Genomic DNA, 17,394 nt, shown 5'->3' with positions numbered 1-17,394 from the left:
CTTGGCCGCCTCGCCAGGAAGGCCACCAACAGCAGGAGCGAAACATTATGAGGAACGCACATGGCTGAGGCCACGCCCGCGCTTGAAATCCGCAACTTGCACAAACGCTACGGACAGCTTGAGGTGCTCAAAGGCATCTCGCTGACCGCCCGCGACGGCGATGTGATCTCGATCCTGGGTTCCTCCGGTTCCGGCAAGTCCACGTTCCTGCGCTGCATCAACCTGCTGGAAAACCCGCACCAGGGCCAGATCCTGGTGGCCGGTGAAGAACTCAAGCTCAAAGCGGCGAAGAACGGAGAACTGGTCGCTGCCGACAGCAAGCAGATCAACCGCCTGCGCAGCGAGATCGGTTTTGTATTTCAAAACTTTAATCTGTGGCCGCACATGAGCGTGCTCGACAACATCATCGAAGCCCCGCGCCGCGTGCTCGGCCAGAGCAAGGCCGAGGCCATCGAAGTCGCCGAAGCCTTGCTGGCCAAGGTCGGCATCGCCGACAAGCGCCACGCCTACCCGGCGCAACTCTCCGGCGGTCAACAGCAACGCGCGGCCATCGCCCGCACCTTGGCGATGCAACCCAAGGTGATCCTGTTCGACGAACCCACCTCCGCCCTTGACCCGGAAATGGTTCAGGAAGTACTTAATGTCATCCGTGCATTGGCCGAGGAAGGCCGCACCATGTTGCTCGTGACCCACGAAATGGGCTTTGCCCGTCAGGTCTCCAGCGAAGTGGTGTTCCTTCACCAAGGCCTGGTAGAAGAGCAAGGATCGCCACAGCAGGTGTTCGAAAGCCCGCTTTCGGCGCGCTGCAAACAATTCATGTCCAGCAACCGCTAACGGAGCTACCCGCATGCAGAACTATAAAAAGATCTTCCTGGCTGCTGCCGTCACCCTGGCCTTCAGCGCCGGTGCCGCCGCCCAGACCTTGAAGATGGGCATCGAAGCGGCGTACCCGCCGTTCAACAACAAAGATGCCAGTGGCAATGTCGTCGGCTTCGACAAGGAAATCGGCGACGCCCTGTGCGCCAAGATGAAAGTCGAGTGCACCGTGGTCACGTCTGATTGGGACGGCATCATCCCGGCCCTGAACGCCAAGAAGTTCGACTTCCTGATCTCCTCGATGTCGATCACCGACGAGCGCAAGCAAGCGGTGGACTTCACCGACCCGTACTACTCCAACAAGCTGCAGTTCATCGCACCGAAAAACGTCGACTTCAAAACCGACAAGGACTCCCTGAAAGACAAAGTGATCGGCGCCCAACGTGCGACCCTCGCCGGCACCTGGCTGGAAGACAACATGGAAGGCGTTGAAGTCAAACTCTACGACACCCAGGAAAACGCCTACCTCGACCTGACCTCCGGTCGTCTGGACGCCATCCTGGCGGACAAGTACGTCAACTATGAGTGGCTGAAAAGCGACGCCGGCCGCGCCTACGAGTTCAAGGGCGACCCGGTGGAAGAAAGCGACAAGATCGGTATCGCTGTGCGCAAGAACGACCCGATCCGCGAGAAGCTGAACACCGCGCTGAAGGAAATCGTTGCTGACGGCACCTACAAGAAGATCAACGACAAGTACTTCCCGTTCAGCATCTATTGATTCTGACTTGCCTGACGGGCGCCGTTCGCTGACGGCGCCCGTCCCTGGTATTGCCTGCCGCGATTTGAAAAGACATCCATGACTATCGATCTCTACGGATTCGGCCCGGCGCTCGCCGCTGGTGCGCTGATGACTGTGAAACTGGCACTCTGCGCCTTGTGCGTGGGGCTGGTGCTCGGTCTGCTCGGCGCCTTGGCCAAGACTTCCCCGTACAAGCCGCTGCAATGGCTTGGCGGCACTTATTCGACCCTGGTGCGCGGTATCCCGGAATTGCTCTGGGTGCTGTTGATCTACTTCGGCACGGTCAACCTGATGCGTGCCTTGGGCGAGTTCTTCGGCAACCCCGACCTCGAACTCAATGCCTTCGCCGCTGGCGTGATTGCGCTGGGCCTGTGTTTTGGCGCCTACGCCACGGAAGTGTTTCGTGGGGCGATCCTGGCGATCCCCAGAGGACACCGTGAAGCCGGCATGGCCTTGGGCCTGTCGAAGTTTCGCATCTTCACCCGGTTGATAATGCCGCAGATGTGGCGCATCGCCCTGCCGGGCCTGGGCAACCTGTTCATGATCCTGATGAAGGACACCGCGCTGGTATCGGTGATCGGCCTGGAAGAAATCATGCGTCACACACAAATCGGCGTGACCATATCCAAGCAACCGTTCACCTTCTATATGGTGGCCGCCTTCATGTACCTGGGCCTGACCATTCTGGCCATGACCGGTATGCACTTTATGGAACGACGCGCCGCTCGCGGCTTCGCGAGGAGCACCCAATGAACTGGGAAGTCATCATCAAATGGCTGCCGAAACTGGCTCAGGGCGCGACCCTGACCCTGGAACTGGTGGCCATTGCCGTGATCGCCGGGTTGCTGCTGGCGATTCCGCTGGGCATCGCCCGTTCTTCGCGACGCTGGTATGTGCGGGCAATTCCCTACGGCTACATTTTCTTTTTCCGTGGCACGCCGCTGCTGGTTCAACTGTTCCTGGTCTACTACGGCCTGGCGCAGTTCGACGCGGTCCGCAACAGCTCGATGTGGCCCTACCTGCGCGATCCGTTCTGGTGCGCCACCGCGACCATGACCCTGCACACCGCAGCCTACATCGCCGAGATCCTGCGCGGCGCGATCCAGGCGATTCCACCGGGTGAGATCGAAGCGGCGCGGGCACTGGGCATGTCCCGGGCCAAGGCGCTGTTCTACATCATCCTGCCCCGGGCCGCGCGCATCGGCCTGCCGGCCTACAGCAACGAAGTGATCCTGATGCTCAAGGCCAGCGCCCTGGCGAGCACCGTGACCCTGCTGGAGCTGACCGGTATGGCCCGCACCATCATTGCCCGGACCTATCTGCCGGTGGAGATCTTCTTCGCCGCGGGCATGTTCTATCTACTGATGGCTTATGTGCTGGTTCGCGGCTTCAAGCTGCTGGAGCGCTGGCTGCGCGTCGATGCCTGTCAGGGACGCTGATGCCCGCGTGCTGACGGGCGAAGACTTGTTCGCCCGTTTCGCCGCGGTGGATGCGTTTCTGGTCGAGCATCAGGGGCTGTGGAAACCTCGGCCGTTCACTCATCTGCAACTTCCCTGGGAAGCGTCCTACCCGGAGTTGGCGCTGTGGCTACGGGCGCGGTCGCTGGAAGACGCAGAGAACAGCCATAACCAACCTTGCTTGCTGGATGCGCCGCAGCCGTTTGCTTCATGGGCGATGCTGTCGCTTGAGTTGAGCGCGGTGGGTGAATTGCCGGCGCATACGCTGGAAGCGGCCGGGCATCGCTTGAATGTCGATGTGCCGGGGCGCAAGTGGCAGCAGATTGAGGCGTTCGCCAGTCGGCTCGCATTGGCCTCTCCCCCGCAGCATTGGCTGGACTGGTGCTCTGGCAAGGGCCATTTGGGGCGACGCTTGCTGCGACCCGGCCAGCAACTCACCTGCCTGGAATATGACCCGGCATTGGTCGCCAGCGGCCAGGCCCTCAGCCAACGTCATCAACTGCATGCGCTTCACGTCGAGCAAGACGTGCTCGCGCCGGGTGTCACCGCCTTACTGAATGCTGACCACACGCCGGTAGCGCTGCACGCCTGCGGTGATCTGCATGTGCGACTGATGCAGCTCGCCAGCGCGACAGGCTGCAAACAAATGGCCATCGCGCCCTGCTGCTACAACCGGATCAGTGCCAGCGAATATCAGCCGCTTTCCATCGCAGCCAAGGGCTCCAACCTGCAGCTGACACTCGATGATCTTTCGCTACCGATGAGCGAAACAGTGACCGCCGGCGCCCGCGTCCGACGTCAACGCGACACTTCAATGGCCCGGCGCCTGGGCTTCGACCTGCTGCAACGGCAACTGCGCGGCGTTGACGACTACCTCCCCACCCCCTCGCTGCCCAGCGCCTGGCTGGATAAATCCTTCGCCGATTACTGCCATCATTTGGCCGCGCTTAAAGACTTATCCACAATCGTTGCGCAGGACTGGTCAGCCCTGGAAGCGGCCGGATGGCAGCGGCTGGCCGAAGTGCGCAACCTGGAGCTGCTGCGCGGACTTTTCCGACGCCCATTGGAGTTGTGGCTGGTACTCGATCGGGCGCTTTTCCTCTCAGAGCAGGAATATACCGTTCGCCTCGGCACCTTCTGTGACACCCCGCTCACACCGCGTAATTTCCTTCTGCTCGCCGAGCGCTCCTAAAGCGTCTAAACCTGTGGATAACTCTGTTGATGAAATTATCCTGGATCCAATATCTACGGCTGTTTCGGCGCTGAAACACAATTGTTCAAATTCCGTACACCTGTAAAAAAACCGGAAAAACAGGCAGTTGCGAGCAGCTGAAAAAGAGTCTGCAATTTTTCCTCTAAGCAGCAGTGGGAAAGATCCCGTTGTGCATAAGCGTTAAGTCAAATGAGCATAAACGTCCCCGCAAATCCTCAACTATCTTTGCCAAGCGCCAGAATTGTCTGGCACTCAATCAGCAAGGAGCTGGGAAAAACATGAGCGCATTGAACAGTGCACAGGAAGCCGTCGACACCGTCGCCAACCAGGCCATCGAAGCTGCGCTGCAGCAAACCTTCGCCGTAGGCGGTGCCATCATCAACACTGCCACCGGCGAAGTCATCGCTGCGCTGCATAACAACGTGCTGATGCCCTTTCCCAGCACTGGCACCACCTACTTCCTGCCCCATGACCCGACCGCCCACGGTGAACGACAGTTGGTGGACTGGTACTACGAAAACGTCGCGCCACTGAACCTGCCGCCACCCAGCCAATTGACCGTGGTCACTACGCTGGACCCGTGCGCCATGTGCGCCGGCTCGCTGCTGACCGCAGGCTTCAACGTCGCCGTCAGCGCTATCGATGACTACGCCGGTATCAACTACAACAGCCAATTCGACTTCCCGTCGCTACCGCCGCAGATCCGCCAGCAAGCGCAAGACACCTGGGGCTATTACGCAATTGCGGCACCGGTCAGCCGCGCCTATCAGGGCTCGAACAGTCCGGTGTTCGCTGGCGAAACCATCGATTCGGCGGCCTACTTCCTCACCAGCTCCATCTTCTCCGCCAGCGTCAACACCGTGCGCGAGGCCAGCAACAACAGTGGCCTGCCGCCGGATCAACTGCAAAACCCGGCAAACCTTCCGGCCAACAGCAAAGTGCGCAAGGCACTGACCGCGCTCAGCCCGTTCGCCCTGACCGTCCAATCGGCCAACCCCCGGGACCCCGGCGCAGAACTCGCCCCGCCACTCCTGAAAACCGCGCAAAAAGGTAAGGTATTCAACTCGGTGGCCCTCATCGATCCGTTCGGCAACCTGCTGGTGTGCCTGGCAGGCGTCGAGAACCAATCCCCGATTCGCACAGCCTTCATGGAAACCACCCGCAGCTATGCAGTCATGCGCTGGACCCTGATGAACGACCCCGACCCGATCGTTCGCGCCCAGGCCGAGCAATACCTGACCCATCCGAAGTACGGCACCTTCGTCTTCCTCTACGCCCCCGACCCCACCACACCACAGGCCGTGATGACCTTCGGCGCCTACGGCTCGACCATGGAAGGCCCCGTGCCGCAGAGCTATCCCTCCAACCTGCAATACGTGCTGCTGCCGGGCAACACCACTGCACAAGCGTTGTCGACACTGGCCCAGAACCTGCCGCCGTTCTACACCCAAAGCGTGCAAGTGGCGCCCGCGCAGGTGCTGAGCCAGGACCTGATCAACGCCGTCAAAAACGGCGTGTAAGGCGCTAAAGCAAACCCATTGGCCAGCCCCGCGCAAGGGTTCGCGGGACTGGCCTGACGCCTGCGCAAAAATAGTCTGAATTCAGGGGTTTACAGAACCAATCCAATCGCTATAATCGTCGCCCAACACGCCGGTATAGCTCAGTTGGTAGAGCAACTGACTTGTAATCAGTAGGTCCCGGGTTCGACTCCTGGTGCCGGCACCATACAAGGTTCCAGAGAAGGCTTTCAAAATCTCTGGAACCCCCGAAAAACCCGCCTTCTGGCGGGTTTTTTCTTTTTGGCGTCTGAGACCTAGCACTGCTTCAGCTGTCTCCGGTTTTTTGCTGACTGCATGCCAAACTTGCGCCACACAGTCCAGCACCCAATCTCCCGTTGCACGCTAACGTCGGTCCTAAGCGTCAACCCAGCCGCCTCGAATCATTGGCTCTCCTTTTCGATTTCCTCCCAGTACGTGACACATCTCACAATAATTTCCTCCCCGCTGAATTTTTCAAAATATATGCAGTCTGTTTCACGTCACTGCTGACCGAAGTCATTTTGCCAGCATTTCTGACATCAGTTTCAGGGTGACTGTCACCCTACCCCTGCGGGCATCAATCTGCGCCCTCAGCACTTATTACGATGGAGCGTTATGTTTATCTCCCCACGGATGTGGCCGGTGCTGTGCACGCTATTGCTTGGCTTGAGTGCGCAACACAACGCCTATGGCGCCAGCCTGCCAACGCCTGGCGATCAGGACCTGATCCGTGATCGCCAGAATCGCCTGATTGAAGAGCAGCAGCGTCGACTGGAAGAACTCAAGGAGTTGCCGGGCAAGCCAGCATTGCCCGCAACACCTGCCGCTCCAGTGGATACACGTTGTTTTCCTATCAAGGACATCGAGCTCAAGGGCGCCGACAGTCTTTCCGCTGCCGACCGCAAGGGCTTGCTCAAGCCTTATATCGGTCAATGCCTGGGCGTCTCGCAACTCAACGAATTGCTAAAGGCCATCACCGACCATTACATCGGCAAGGGCATGATCACCAGCCGCGCTTACTTGCCGCAGCAAGACCTCTCCAGCGGCCATTTAAAAGTGCTGGTGGTCGAGGGCAAACTTGAGGGTTTGAAGGGCGCCGAGGGCAGCAATATCTCCGATCGGGAGCTGTCCATGACGTTTCCCGGCAAAACCGGCGACTTGCTCAATCTGCGTGATATAGAACAATTGGTGGATCAGTTGAACCGCCTGCCCTCCAACCAGGCACAAATGGAATTGACCCCTGGGGTTCAGGTCGGCGGCAGCAATGTGCTGGTCAGGAACACCCCGCAAAAGCCTTGGCGTGCCAATCTGTCGCGCAACAATGACGGTCAGAAAAGCACCGGTGAACAGCAGTGGGGTGCAGGCCTGGAGTGGGATAGCCCGTTGGGGCTGGCCGACCTGTTGATGGTGCGCGGCGGCCATGACGCGGTGAGCGATCATCAGCAAACTTCGAAAAACGCCATGCTCTATTACAACGTGCCTTGGGGCTGGTGGAACTTCAGTTATACCTACAGCCAGAGCGAATACCGCTCTCAGGCCCAGGGCGATGGTTTCAATTTCAGCCAGAGCGGCGACAGCGAGAATCACCAATTGCGCGCTGAACGTCTCATCCATCGCGATGGGGTGAGCAAAACGTCGATCAATGCCGGCTTCGCCCACCTGCGCACCAACAACTACATCGAAGACAGTCGTCTGGATAACAGCAGCCAGCGTATTACCGAAGCCCAGTTGGGTATCAACCATGGCCGGCGTATCGGCCATTCGTTCGTCAACCTGGATCTGGGCGTGCAGCAGGGCATTGGCGGGCTGGATGCGCAAGGCAACGACCAGCGTCGTGATGAGGCCGGCAACCTGACGCCCAACGCTCGCTATCGAAAGTACACCGCCACGGCCAGTTACCTGTTGCCGTTCACCTGGCTGGGCGAGTCCTTTACGTTCAGCAGTCTTGCCACGGGCCAGCGCAGTGAGGACGTGTTGTTCAGTCCGCAACGCATCAGCCTTGGCGGCAGTTCATCGGTGCGTGGCTACAAAGACCAGTTTTTATCCGGGGACAGCGGCGGTTACTGGCGCAATGAGCTGCGCTGGACCCGCCCGATAACCGTCGATTGGCTGCGCCCGGCACTGAGCGAATACGGCACCAGTGTCGGCTATGACCAAGGTGTGATCAGCAATGGCCGATACAACAGCGAAGTGCATGGCCGAATGTCCAGCAACTCGCTGGAGTTCTTTGCCCGCGGCAAGTACCTCGCCACTCGCGTGACGTTTGCCCACTCGCTGGAACGCCCCACGGTGCTCTCCGAGCGCGAGGCGCCGATCTATTTCCAGGTCGACCTGTTTCTTTAATTGATTTGTTCTTGCGTCGGGTTTTTGAATATGGATGTTCACCAGTTTGCCTTTCTGTCCCGCCAGCCTTCGGCTGCCGTGGCCCCTCGCACGCACTTCCTGGGCATGCCCAAACGCTTGTTGGCATTACTGTTGGCGAACGTCATGTTCTGGCAGCCGATCTGGGCCCAGGCCGAGGGCATCGCCGTCAGCGGCAGCACCCAGACCGGCCTGGGACAGGCCGGCAACGGCGTTCCGGTGATCAATATTGCCGCGCCCAACGGTGCCGGGCTCTCGCACAACCAGTTCAAGGATTACAACGTCGGTAGTCAGGGCGTGATCCTCAACAACGCGACGAACGCGGTGCAGAACACCCAGCTGGGCGGCAACATTCTGGGTAACAGCCAGCTCGGCGGACGGGCAGCCAGCACCATCCTCAACGAAGTCAACGGCGGCAGCCCCAGCCAGCTCAACGGCTACACCGAAGTGGCAGGCCAGTCGGCACGGGTCATTGTCGCCAACCCTTACGGTGTGAGCTGCAACGGTTGCGGTTTCATCAACACGCCACGTGTGACCCTCAGCACTGGCAAGCCTGTACTCGACGGCAGCGGCAAGCTTGATCACTTCGAGGTCGATGGCGGCAGCATCACCGTCGATGGCATGGGGCTTGATGCGGCCAACATTGATCAATTCGACCTGATTACCCGTTCGGCGAAGATTAACGCAGACATCCATGCCCGGCAGTTGAATGTCATTACCGGTGCCAACAACGTCAACGCCGACAGCCTGGCTACCACGCCTCGCGCGGCCCGTGATGCCGACAAGCCTCAACTGGCAATCGATGCGGCGGCGTTGGGCGGGATGTATGCCAACACCATCAAACTGGTGGGCACCGAGCAGGGTGTCGGGGTCAAGCTGGCGGGCAACATGGCCGCCAGTGCCGGCGATATTCAAATCGATGCCGGCGGCCATCTGAGCATGGCGCAGACATCGGCCCAAGGTGCCTTGCGGGTCAACGCGCAGAGTGTCGAGATGACCGGCAAGGGTTACGCCGGCAGCGTCGATGTGCGCACGCCCGGCGAGCTGGTCAACCGGCAGAGCCTGGCCGCACGCGATCGCATCGACATCAAGGCCGACAATCTCAGTAACCCGGGCGTAATTGCCGCTGGCATCGAGGCCGATAACAGCCGCAACACCACGGGCGACCTGAGCATCACCAGCCCCTCCGTGACCAACAGCGGCAGCCTCGAAGCCAGTCGTTCGTTGAGTATTCGTGCGAGCAAAACCCTGACCAATCAAGGCGTGGTTCAGGGTACGGCGGTCGACTTGGCCAGTGCCCGGGTGACCAATCAGGGTGCTGCCGCGCGAATCGTCGGTGACCGCTCGCTGGTGTTCAATACGCCGGCCATCGTCAACCTGGCCGGGGTGATCCGTTTTGGTATGCAGCAGGCGGCCACCTTGCAACTCGACAGCCTGGACAACCGCGATGGCTTGATCCAGGTGCTGGGCGGCAACCTGACAATCAATGCCCGCCAGCTGGATAACCGTGGCGGGCAAATCGACGCCGACGGCCTCATTGTCGATGCCGGCACCCTTGATAATCGCTCCGGGTTGCTTTCTGCCAGCGCAGGTAATGCGCAGGTGAACTCCCGCGGAAAATTCGACAACACTTCCGGCACTCTCCAGGCACAAAACCAGCTTTCAGTCACGGGCCAGGAGGTCATCAACCAGGGCGGCAAACTGCTGGCGGTCAACGGTGATCTCGATCTGCACGCCTCGGGTCTCGATAACCGGCTTGGCAGCGTGCTGGGGGCCAAGGTCCGCCTTCGCGCGCCTGGCGGGCAGGTCGACAACCGCGGCGGGAAAATCATCGGTGAGCGCATTGATCTGAGCGCCACGGGGTTCGACAACAGCAACGCAGGGCTGCTGGTTTCCGGCGCCCAGGGCATGAGCCTGATCTTCGATCCGGCGGCCATCAAGGCGCAGTTGCTCAATAACAACGGGCGCATTCAGAGCGACGCCGGCCTGTTGCTGCAAGGTGGCTGGCTGGATAACAGCGCAGGTACGGTACTCGGTAAAACCATCCAGGTGGATGCTCAACGCCTGATCAACAACAGCAAGGGCGCGCTGGTCAGTAACGGTGGCGATGTTGTCCTGAATGTCAGCAATGTGCTGAGCAACCTGACCGGGGTAATCGATGCCGGTAACAACACGGCTACCGTCACCGGCGTGAGTCTGATCGACAACCAGGGTGGCACGATTCGCGGCCGACAACTGGGCGTTCAGGCGGTCACTTTGCTCAACGGCCAGAAGGGGCAACTGGTTGCAGGCAGCGGCGGGTTGACCTACAGCGGTAACCGGCTGGACAACAGCAGCGGAGTTATTCTCGCTGACGGTGGGCTGGCTGATTTTAAACTCGGCCAGGGCAGCATCGCCAACCTGGGCGGCACGATCCAGGGCGACACCGTCGAGGTGACCGCCGGCCGTCTCGATAACAGCAGCGATGGCACCAAGGCCGGCATGATCGCCAGCCTGGCAGGCGAGCTGAAGCTGACCGTCGATACGCTGAGCAACCGCGTCGGCAAACTCTTCGCCAAGACCGCCCTGGTGTTCACTGGCGCCACGCTGGAAAACAGCGGAGGACAGCTCAGCGGCAACACCCTTGACCTGACGGCCGCCCACTTGATCAACCAGGGCGGCCTGATCGAATCCAACACCTGGTTTGCACTCCAGGGTGGCGCATTGGACAACAGCGCTTCGGGACGGATCCGCGCGCTGGGCAATTACGCCAGTGCACCGGGCGCCGCGACAAACGACAGCAGCAGCTTCGACTTCAGCAACACCGTCAATAACCACAACGGCACCATCGAAGTCGGTAACTCGTCGTTCACTTTCAAATCCCGTGCGCTGGACAATCGTAGCGGCAGCCTCGAACACGCCAACACCGGGTTGTTCACGCTTCATCTCGATCGCCTGACCGGTGCCGGTGGTGATATCACCGGCCTGGGCAGCGGCGACTGGAACTTTGGCGCGGTTGATGGCCTAGGGCGTGCACAGCTCAACGAGGCCCTGACTTACACCAATGATTCGCTGACGCTCAAGTCCGGCGATCGCCTGGCCAGCAGCAGCGCTCTGGTGCTCAACCTTGGCAGCCTGAACAACGGCGGCGAGCTGCTCAGCGATGGCGACCTCACGTTGAACCTTACGGGTGATCTGTTCAACAGCGGTCGGTTATCCGCGCAAAAAATGCTGGACATCACCGCCCATGACGTCAGCCAGAACGGCGGACGCATGGGTGCCGGCACCGACACACGCCTCAACCTGAGCGGTACGCTGGATAACCTGGGTTACCTGACTGCCCGCCAGAATCTGCGCATCGACGCGGCGCAAATCGACAACCGCGGCACACTGGGTGCGCAAGGCAAGGTCGACCTGACCGCCACCGGCGGCATCACCAATGGCGCCGATACCTTGCTGTTCAGCGGCGGCGACATGAGCTTGCGCGCCAGTAGCCTGCTCAACTGGTATGGCGACCTCTACAGCGCAGGCAATCTGAGCTTCGCCGGCGTTGGCGGCGTCGCCGCACAAAACTTCAGCAACCTCTCCGGCACTGTCGAAAGCCAAGGCACCATCAACCTCTACGCCGTCTCACTGGAAAACGCCAAGGCCGAATTCGAGCTGGGCCAGCAACGGGTGAATGGCACCTTGAGCTGGGTGTGCGGCCAACACTGTGGCGGTCATGACTCCTTCAAACGCGGCCAGATCACCCTCGGCCAAACGTTCATCGAGCGCGCCATCAAGGACTCTGCCTCGGCGCGCCTGGTCGCAGGCAAAGACCTCAACATCCAGGCCTCAAGCGTGCAAAACCGCTACAGCCTGATGGCCGCCAATAACAACCTGACCATCATTGCCGATGACCTGCTCAACCAGGGCGCGTCCACCCGCACCGGGCAGAACACCATCAAGATCGGCACACCGGCACGCATTGCCACCGGTTACTGGGACCAGATGGAGTTCGTCGACGTCCCGGCCTTCAACGCGGCCGTTGCCGCCGGCCATTACGACGACGCCCGCTTCGAGCTGCTGAAATCGCGTTCCAGCGACAGTCGCTTCCAGGAGCAAAGCAACGTCACCGTCTGGACCGACAACCCTGAGCCGACCTACGCCGCCACGATCCAGGCCGGCGCCACCGTCAACCTGAATGTCACGCGTGCCGTGCAAAACGGATCGCTGCACCAGAACACGCTCGAACAACTGACCGGTACGCTGGGCGAGGACCAGACCGGGGTCGCGGTCGGCGGGATCGACATCAACCTTAACCCGCAGGCGACCGCTATCGACGCCGTGACGCCTGCCGCCCTGCAACCCGTCGAGCGTATAGCAGCGGATGGCAGCCTACACACCGTGTTCAAACCGGTGGATTACAGCGGCCTCCCCTTCACCTCCGTGGACCCGACGGCCGGCCCCACCTTCCAATTGCCCAAGGGCGATTACGGGTTGTTCATCAAGAACCCCGACCCCACCAGCCACTACCTGATCGAGACCAACCCTAATCTCACGAACCTGTCGCAGTTCTTTGGTTCGGACTACCTGCTCAAACAGTTAAACGTCAGCGCCGACAGCAACTGGCGCCGACTCGGCGATGGCCTGTACGAGCAGCGACTGATTCGCGATGCGGTGCTGGCGCAAACCGGCCAGCGTTTTCTCGCGGGCGGTTTGACCAGCGATTACGACCAATACCGCTACCTGATGGATAACGCCCTCGCCAGCAAAGACGCACTGCGCCTGAGCCTTGGCGTCACGTTGACGGGCGAGCAAGTCAGCGCGCTGACCCATGACATCGTCTGGATGGAAAACCGCGTTGTCGACGGGCAAAAAGTCCTGGTGCCGGTGCTGTACCTGGCCCAGACGAACACCCGCAATGTACGCGGTAGCAGCCTGATCCAGGGCCGGGACCTGAACCTGTTCACCGGCGGCGACCTGGTCAACGTCGGCACACTGCGCGCCAGCAACAACCTTAACGTCCAAAGCGCCGGCAGCGTCTATCAGGGTGGGCTGGTCGAGGCCGGCAACGACCTGCAAATACTGGCGCAAGACAGTATTCGCAACGCCATGGCCGGCGAGATCCGCGCCAGCCAGGTCAGCCTTGTCGCGCTCAAGGGCGACATTATCAACGACCGCACCGCGATCCAGGTTCGCGACGGGTCCGGCATGCGTACCCTGACCGACGCGGGCAGCAGCATCAGCGCCCGGGACAACCTGGCCGTTGCGGCCGGCCGCGACCTGGCCAACCACGGCGCATTAAACAGCGGCGGCAACGCAACCCTGACGGCGGGCCGGGACATCAACCTGGCGGCCAAAACCGATACCACCGAGAAACACGAATTCAGCGACGGTGGCCACAAGTCGAGCATTACCACTGACGTGAAGAACCTCGCCGCAAGCGTTACCGTCGGCGGCAACCTGAACATGAAAGCCGGGCAAGACGTCAACATCCTCGGCAGCACCGCCACCGCCAGCAAAGACCTGAAAGTTCAGGCCGCGCGCGACCTGAACATCGTGTCGGTCAGCGATATGCACAACGTCGAGGGTAAGGAAAAGGACGGCAAGAAGCGCATCAAGACTTCGAATGATCAGACGACTCAAGTGGCGAGTTTGCTGGCGGCGGGCGGGGACTTTACCAGCCAGGCTGGGCGCGACACGACAATTGTGGCGAGCAAGATCAGTGCAGGGAATGAGGCGTATCTGTACAGCGGGGATAAGTTGAATCTGCTGGCCGCGCAGAACAGCACTTACACCCTCTACGACATGAAAGAAAAAGGCGGCTGGGGCGCCAAGAAAACCCAACGTGATGAAGTCACCTACATCACTAACGTAGGGACTGAAATCAAGACCGGTAGCGACCTGACGTTGGCCAGTGGTGGCGATCAGCTGTATCAGCGAGCCAAGCTCATCAGTGGCAACGACCTGACGATTGCCAGCGATGGGGCTATCACCTTCGAGGCAGTCAAGGACTTGCATCAGGAGAGTCACGAGAAGAGCAAGAGCGACTTGGCCTGGACCAGCTCCAAGGGCAAGGGCAACACCGACGAAACGCTACGCCAGAGTGAGTTGGTGGCGCAGGGGCAGCTGGCGATCAAGGCCGTAGATGGCTTGAAGATTGATATCAAGCAGATTAATCAGAATACGGTTAGCCAGACCATTGATGTGATGGTGAAGGCTGATCCGCAATTGGCTTGGTTGAAAGAGGCTGAGAACCGCGGGGATGTGGATTGGCGGCATGTGAAAGAGTTGCATGATTCCTTCAAATACAGCCACTCCAGCCTCGGCCAGGGGGCGATGCTCGCGATCATCATCGTTGTAACGGTGTTGACGGCAGGTGCCGCCAGTACGCTTGCGGCAGCAGCCGGTAGTGCTGCAGGCGCCGGCTCGACTATGGCGGCGGCAACGGCAGCCACAGCTGCAACGACGACCGGTGCGGCTGTAGCGGGTACAGCAGCAGGTTTAGGAAACATCATTGCCACCGCGTCGTTGACCTCCCTTGCCAGTACGGGCGTGGTCAGCACGATAAACAACAAGGGCAATCTGGGAGCCGCATTCAAGGAAACCTTCAGTAGCGACAGCATGAAACAAACGCTGATCGCGGGCGCCTCAGCAGGATTTGTGAATTACGCCAGTGGCAACTGGTTTGGCGCGCAGAGCGACCCTATCACTAACAAAGTGAGTGGCCCCAGTGTAGTACCACATTGGAACGATCCAGCGTCGATTGGTCGGTTCGGTACGATCCAGTTGGCGGGCGGAGCGGTGCGCGGAACGCTTTCTGAAGCCCTTGGGCAGGGCGGCTTCAAGGACGCAATGAAGGGCAGCGTCTTTGATGTGCTACAGGCTACTGCTTTCACAGGTGTTGGTGATTTTGGCGAAGCCTTCAAACTTCAAGACAGCGGGCTAAGTAAAACTGCTCTGCATGCTGTCGTGGGTGGGTTGCTTTCAGAAGCAATGGGTGGCGACTTTAAGACGGGGGCGATCGCCGCGGGCGCTAATGAGGCGCTTATCGCGAGCTTGGATAATACACAGTTACTGAGTAGCGATGACCCCACAGAGCACGACCGGCTGGTAAATGCTGCGTCCAAACTGGTGGGGTTGCTGGCGGCAGCAAGTGTTGATGGCGACGTTTCTCTAGGCTCGGAAATCGCCGGGAATGCACAGTCTTACAACCGCAAATTGCACGTTCAAGAAGAGAAAAGACTTGCTATCGAGGCTAAGAATTTAGAGGCCTCAACTGGCAAAAGCCAATCTGGCTTCGAATGGAACGCTCTACTGACATTCGTAGCAGGTGGTGAAGTCGATAAGCAGACCAACAATGAACTACAGGGAATTCTGTCCGGCTATAGCCCGAATAACCCAGAGGGACAGCACTTGGCTGACGACCTGCGTGTCGCCCGAGGAGTGGTCACTCAACTGCAGAACGAGAAGGTGCTTTTGACGTGGGCGGATGGGAGCCCCATCGTCGCGAACGGCGACAAGGTCGTTGCATTCACGTCTACGGACAGACAGTACAACGACTCGCACCTCTTCAATCCTTCGAACAACTCCACCTACAACAACGCCCCAGGTGGCATGGGTGTCGTACCGGACAAGTGGGCTGAGCAGTACGGGGATTCCATTGCTATCAGGAAACTTCCTGAAATTGGTGCACTCAGTGCCGATACTGCGGCCCAAGCAGAACAAATGGACCGGTTACGTGTTCTAGCGAGTGGCGGAGTCAATTCGAATATCGATCTCAAGCTACTTGCTGAGCTTATGCCCATAGCCGGGGTGGGCAAGGGAACGCTTCTAAGCGCAATCAAGGACTTGGCAGCGCGAGATGTATTGGCGGTCAAAGGTGCGGAGGCTATTGCTGGGAAGGGGATTGAGTCTGTTGCAGGGAAAGACGTATTGGAGAAGCGCCTCATCGAGTTGAACGCTACTCGTGATGCCGAAGGATTTGGGTTGGCTGCGCAGCGTGACTTTGTTCCAGGCAAGGAGCATCGTGCGGAGAACATCAATGCAGGGCAGGTTACGGACCGTGATGGCCTTCCGCGTGTCGATGATGAGAAGACCTCGAACGATCTGTTCTTGAAGGAGCAGGCAGGTGGAGTGGCGCCTCCCTATTGGGGAACGCAGCGTGCGGCCTGGAAAGAAGGAACGATCGTGACGGATAAGGTATTAGATAAACCACGTACTATGACGATGACCATAAACGAAGATCAGCTTATCAAGATGCAGAATGCATTGGATTCTGGTAAAAACCCGTCCTCTGCTCTCGGAGGGTGGGCAACGGATACTCCGATAAACTCTGTAGCGGACGTTCGAAATAAACTTGCAGTTTCTGAAGAGTTTAAAAAAGGGCCGTTGTTTCAAGTTGAATTTACGGTTAAGCCAGGTGTGGGCATTCGAGAGGGTGCCGTAGGCGATATGTGGGATGCGATCAATGGGGTTCGTTTACCAGGAAGCGGGCATCAAATAAATTTTATGGATAAAGCGCCCCGAACCAACCCAGAAATGTATGAAGTTAATATGAGTTCCTTGAGGGAGCTAGAATGATGCAGTTGATTAGTGAAGTTAGAACAAGAAGAGAGTTTGATGATGGGCAGCAATTGGAACAGTTTGTCCGTTGGGATGGAGTGCGCACAGGTTTCGATGAGCTTAAAAAAAATATGATCCATGCTCAAAAGCACAAGGTTGCAAGTGTTAATCAGGTCTTAGTTTTAGATAGTGGTGTTGAAATTAGTATACCGATACACGAGAGGCTTAATTTGCTTCCTGATAGAACTGGTGTTTTGGTGGTTTTTGAGAAGGAACCCTCAAGATTTAGTTGTCCTGAAGCTCCCTGGTTTTTTGATTTTCCCCATAATGCCGCGATCTACAATGCCGATGGGTCACTGCGTTTTCAACTGCACAACCCTGAAGGTGAAAATAGTTATATTGGAGGAATCCACAGCGGTGCGATGCCCAATCATCCTGACATGTTAGGTGTCTTGGTAGGAACGGTAGGGCATGATCCGGAATGGCTTTATTTGGTTGATTGTAATAATCCAGAAATAATAAGTACGGGCAAGTGGATTCGCTATTAGTTTTGGGGGGATAGGGGACGGATTCATTTGTTTGCTTCGGGTGTAATGGCCAGAAAATAAATCTGTCCCTTGTTCCCTTCCCTTGTTCCCTCTAAATCGAAGTCATCACCATGCCCACCATCACCATCCCCGACGA

9 protein-coding genes and 1 tRNA gene are annotated in these 17,394 nt (G+C 58.8%); all 10 read left to right on the top strand.

The features are described from left to right. Positions 1–60 precede the first annotated feature (60 nt). The 10 genes from F8N80_RS22955 (at position 61) to F8N80_RS22910 (ending at position 17,258) form a co-directional block, all read left to right on the top strand. Positions 61–834, top strand: a complete 774-nt coding sequence (locus F8N80_RS22955) for an ABC transporter ATP-binding protein (RefSeq protein WP_150744874.1) — start codon at positions 61–63, stop codon at positions 832–834. A 13-nt stretch (positions 835–847) separates the two neighbouring features. After that, the gene (locus tag F8N80_RS22950; protein WP_150744873.1) at positions 848–1,594 is read left to right on the top strand and encodes an ABC transporter substrate-binding protein; all 747 of its coding nucleotides are present in this window, start codon (positions 848–850) and stop codon (positions 1,592–1,594) included. Between the two features lie 78 nt (positions 1,595–1,672). Then, complete coding sequence (locus F8N80_RS22945; RefSeq protein ID WP_150744872.1) at positions 1,673–2,368, top strand: ABC transporter permease; 696 nt, start codon at positions 1,673–1,675, stop codon at positions 2,366–2,368. Further along, positions 2,365–3,054 carry an ABC transporter permease gene (locus tag F8N80_RS22940; RefSeq protein ID WP_064675426.1) on the top strand — a complete coding sequence of 230 codons (690 nt, stop codon included), beginning with the start codon at positions 2,365–2,367 and terminating at the stop codon, positions 3,052–3,054. The genes F8N80_RS22945 and F8N80_RS22940 overlap by 4 nt, the downstream gene beginning before the upstream one ends. Next, positions 3,035–4,264 carry a methyltransferase gene (locus tag F8N80_RS22935; protein ID WP_150784758.1) on the top strand — a complete coding sequence of 410 codons (1,230 nt, stop codon included), beginning with the start codon at positions 3,035–3,037 and terminating at the stop codon, positions 4,262–4,264. Before F8N80_RS22940 ends, F8N80_RS22935 begins: the two co-directional genes overlap by 20 nt. A 299-nt stretch (positions 4,265–4,563) precedes the next feature. After that, positions 4,564–5,805 carry a nucleoside deaminase gene (locus tag F8N80_RS22930; RefSeq protein ID WP_150784757.1) on the top strand — a complete coding sequence of 414 codons (1,242 nt, stop codon included), beginning with the start codon at positions 4,564–4,566 and terminating at the stop codon, positions 5,803–5,805. A gap of 129 nt (positions 5,806–5,934) precedes the next feature. Beyond that, positions 5,935–6,010 (top strand) — tRNA-Thr (locus F8N80_RS22925). Between the two features lie 428 nt (positions 6,011–6,438). Continuing rightward, entirely contained in the window at positions 6,439–8,166 is a 1,728-nt protein-coding gene (locus F8N80_RS22920) for a ShlB/FhaC/HecB family hemolysin secretion/activation protein (RefSeq protein WP_150784756.1), read from the top strand. Positions 8,167–8,196: 30 nt separating this feature from the next. Then, on the top strand, positions 8,197–16,728 hold the full coding sequence (locus tag F8N80_RS22915) for a two-partner secretion domain-containing protein (RefSeq protein ID WP_150784755.1): 8,532 nt from the start codon (positions 8,197–8,199) through the stop codon (positions 16,726–16,728). Beyond that, on the top strand, positions 16,725–17,258 hold the full coding sequence (locus tag F8N80_RS22910; RefSeq protein ID WP_150784754.1) for a hypothetical protein: 534 nt from the start codon (positions 16,725–16,727) through the stop codon (positions 17,256–17,258). The genes F8N80_RS22915 and F8N80_RS22910 overlap by 4 nt, the downstream gene beginning before the upstream one ends. The last annotated feature ends 136 nt before the right edge of the window (positions 17,259–17,394 follow it).

It is taken from the genome of Pseudomonas fluorescens (assembly GCF_902497995.1).
GTDB lineage: Bacteria > Pseudomonadota > Gammaproteobacteria > Pseudomonadales > Pseudomonadaceae > Aquipseudomonas > Aquipseudomonas fluorescens_BK.
Note: the sequence above shows the minus strand (reverse complement) of the source record. Positions and strands in the feature narration are given on the sequence as shown.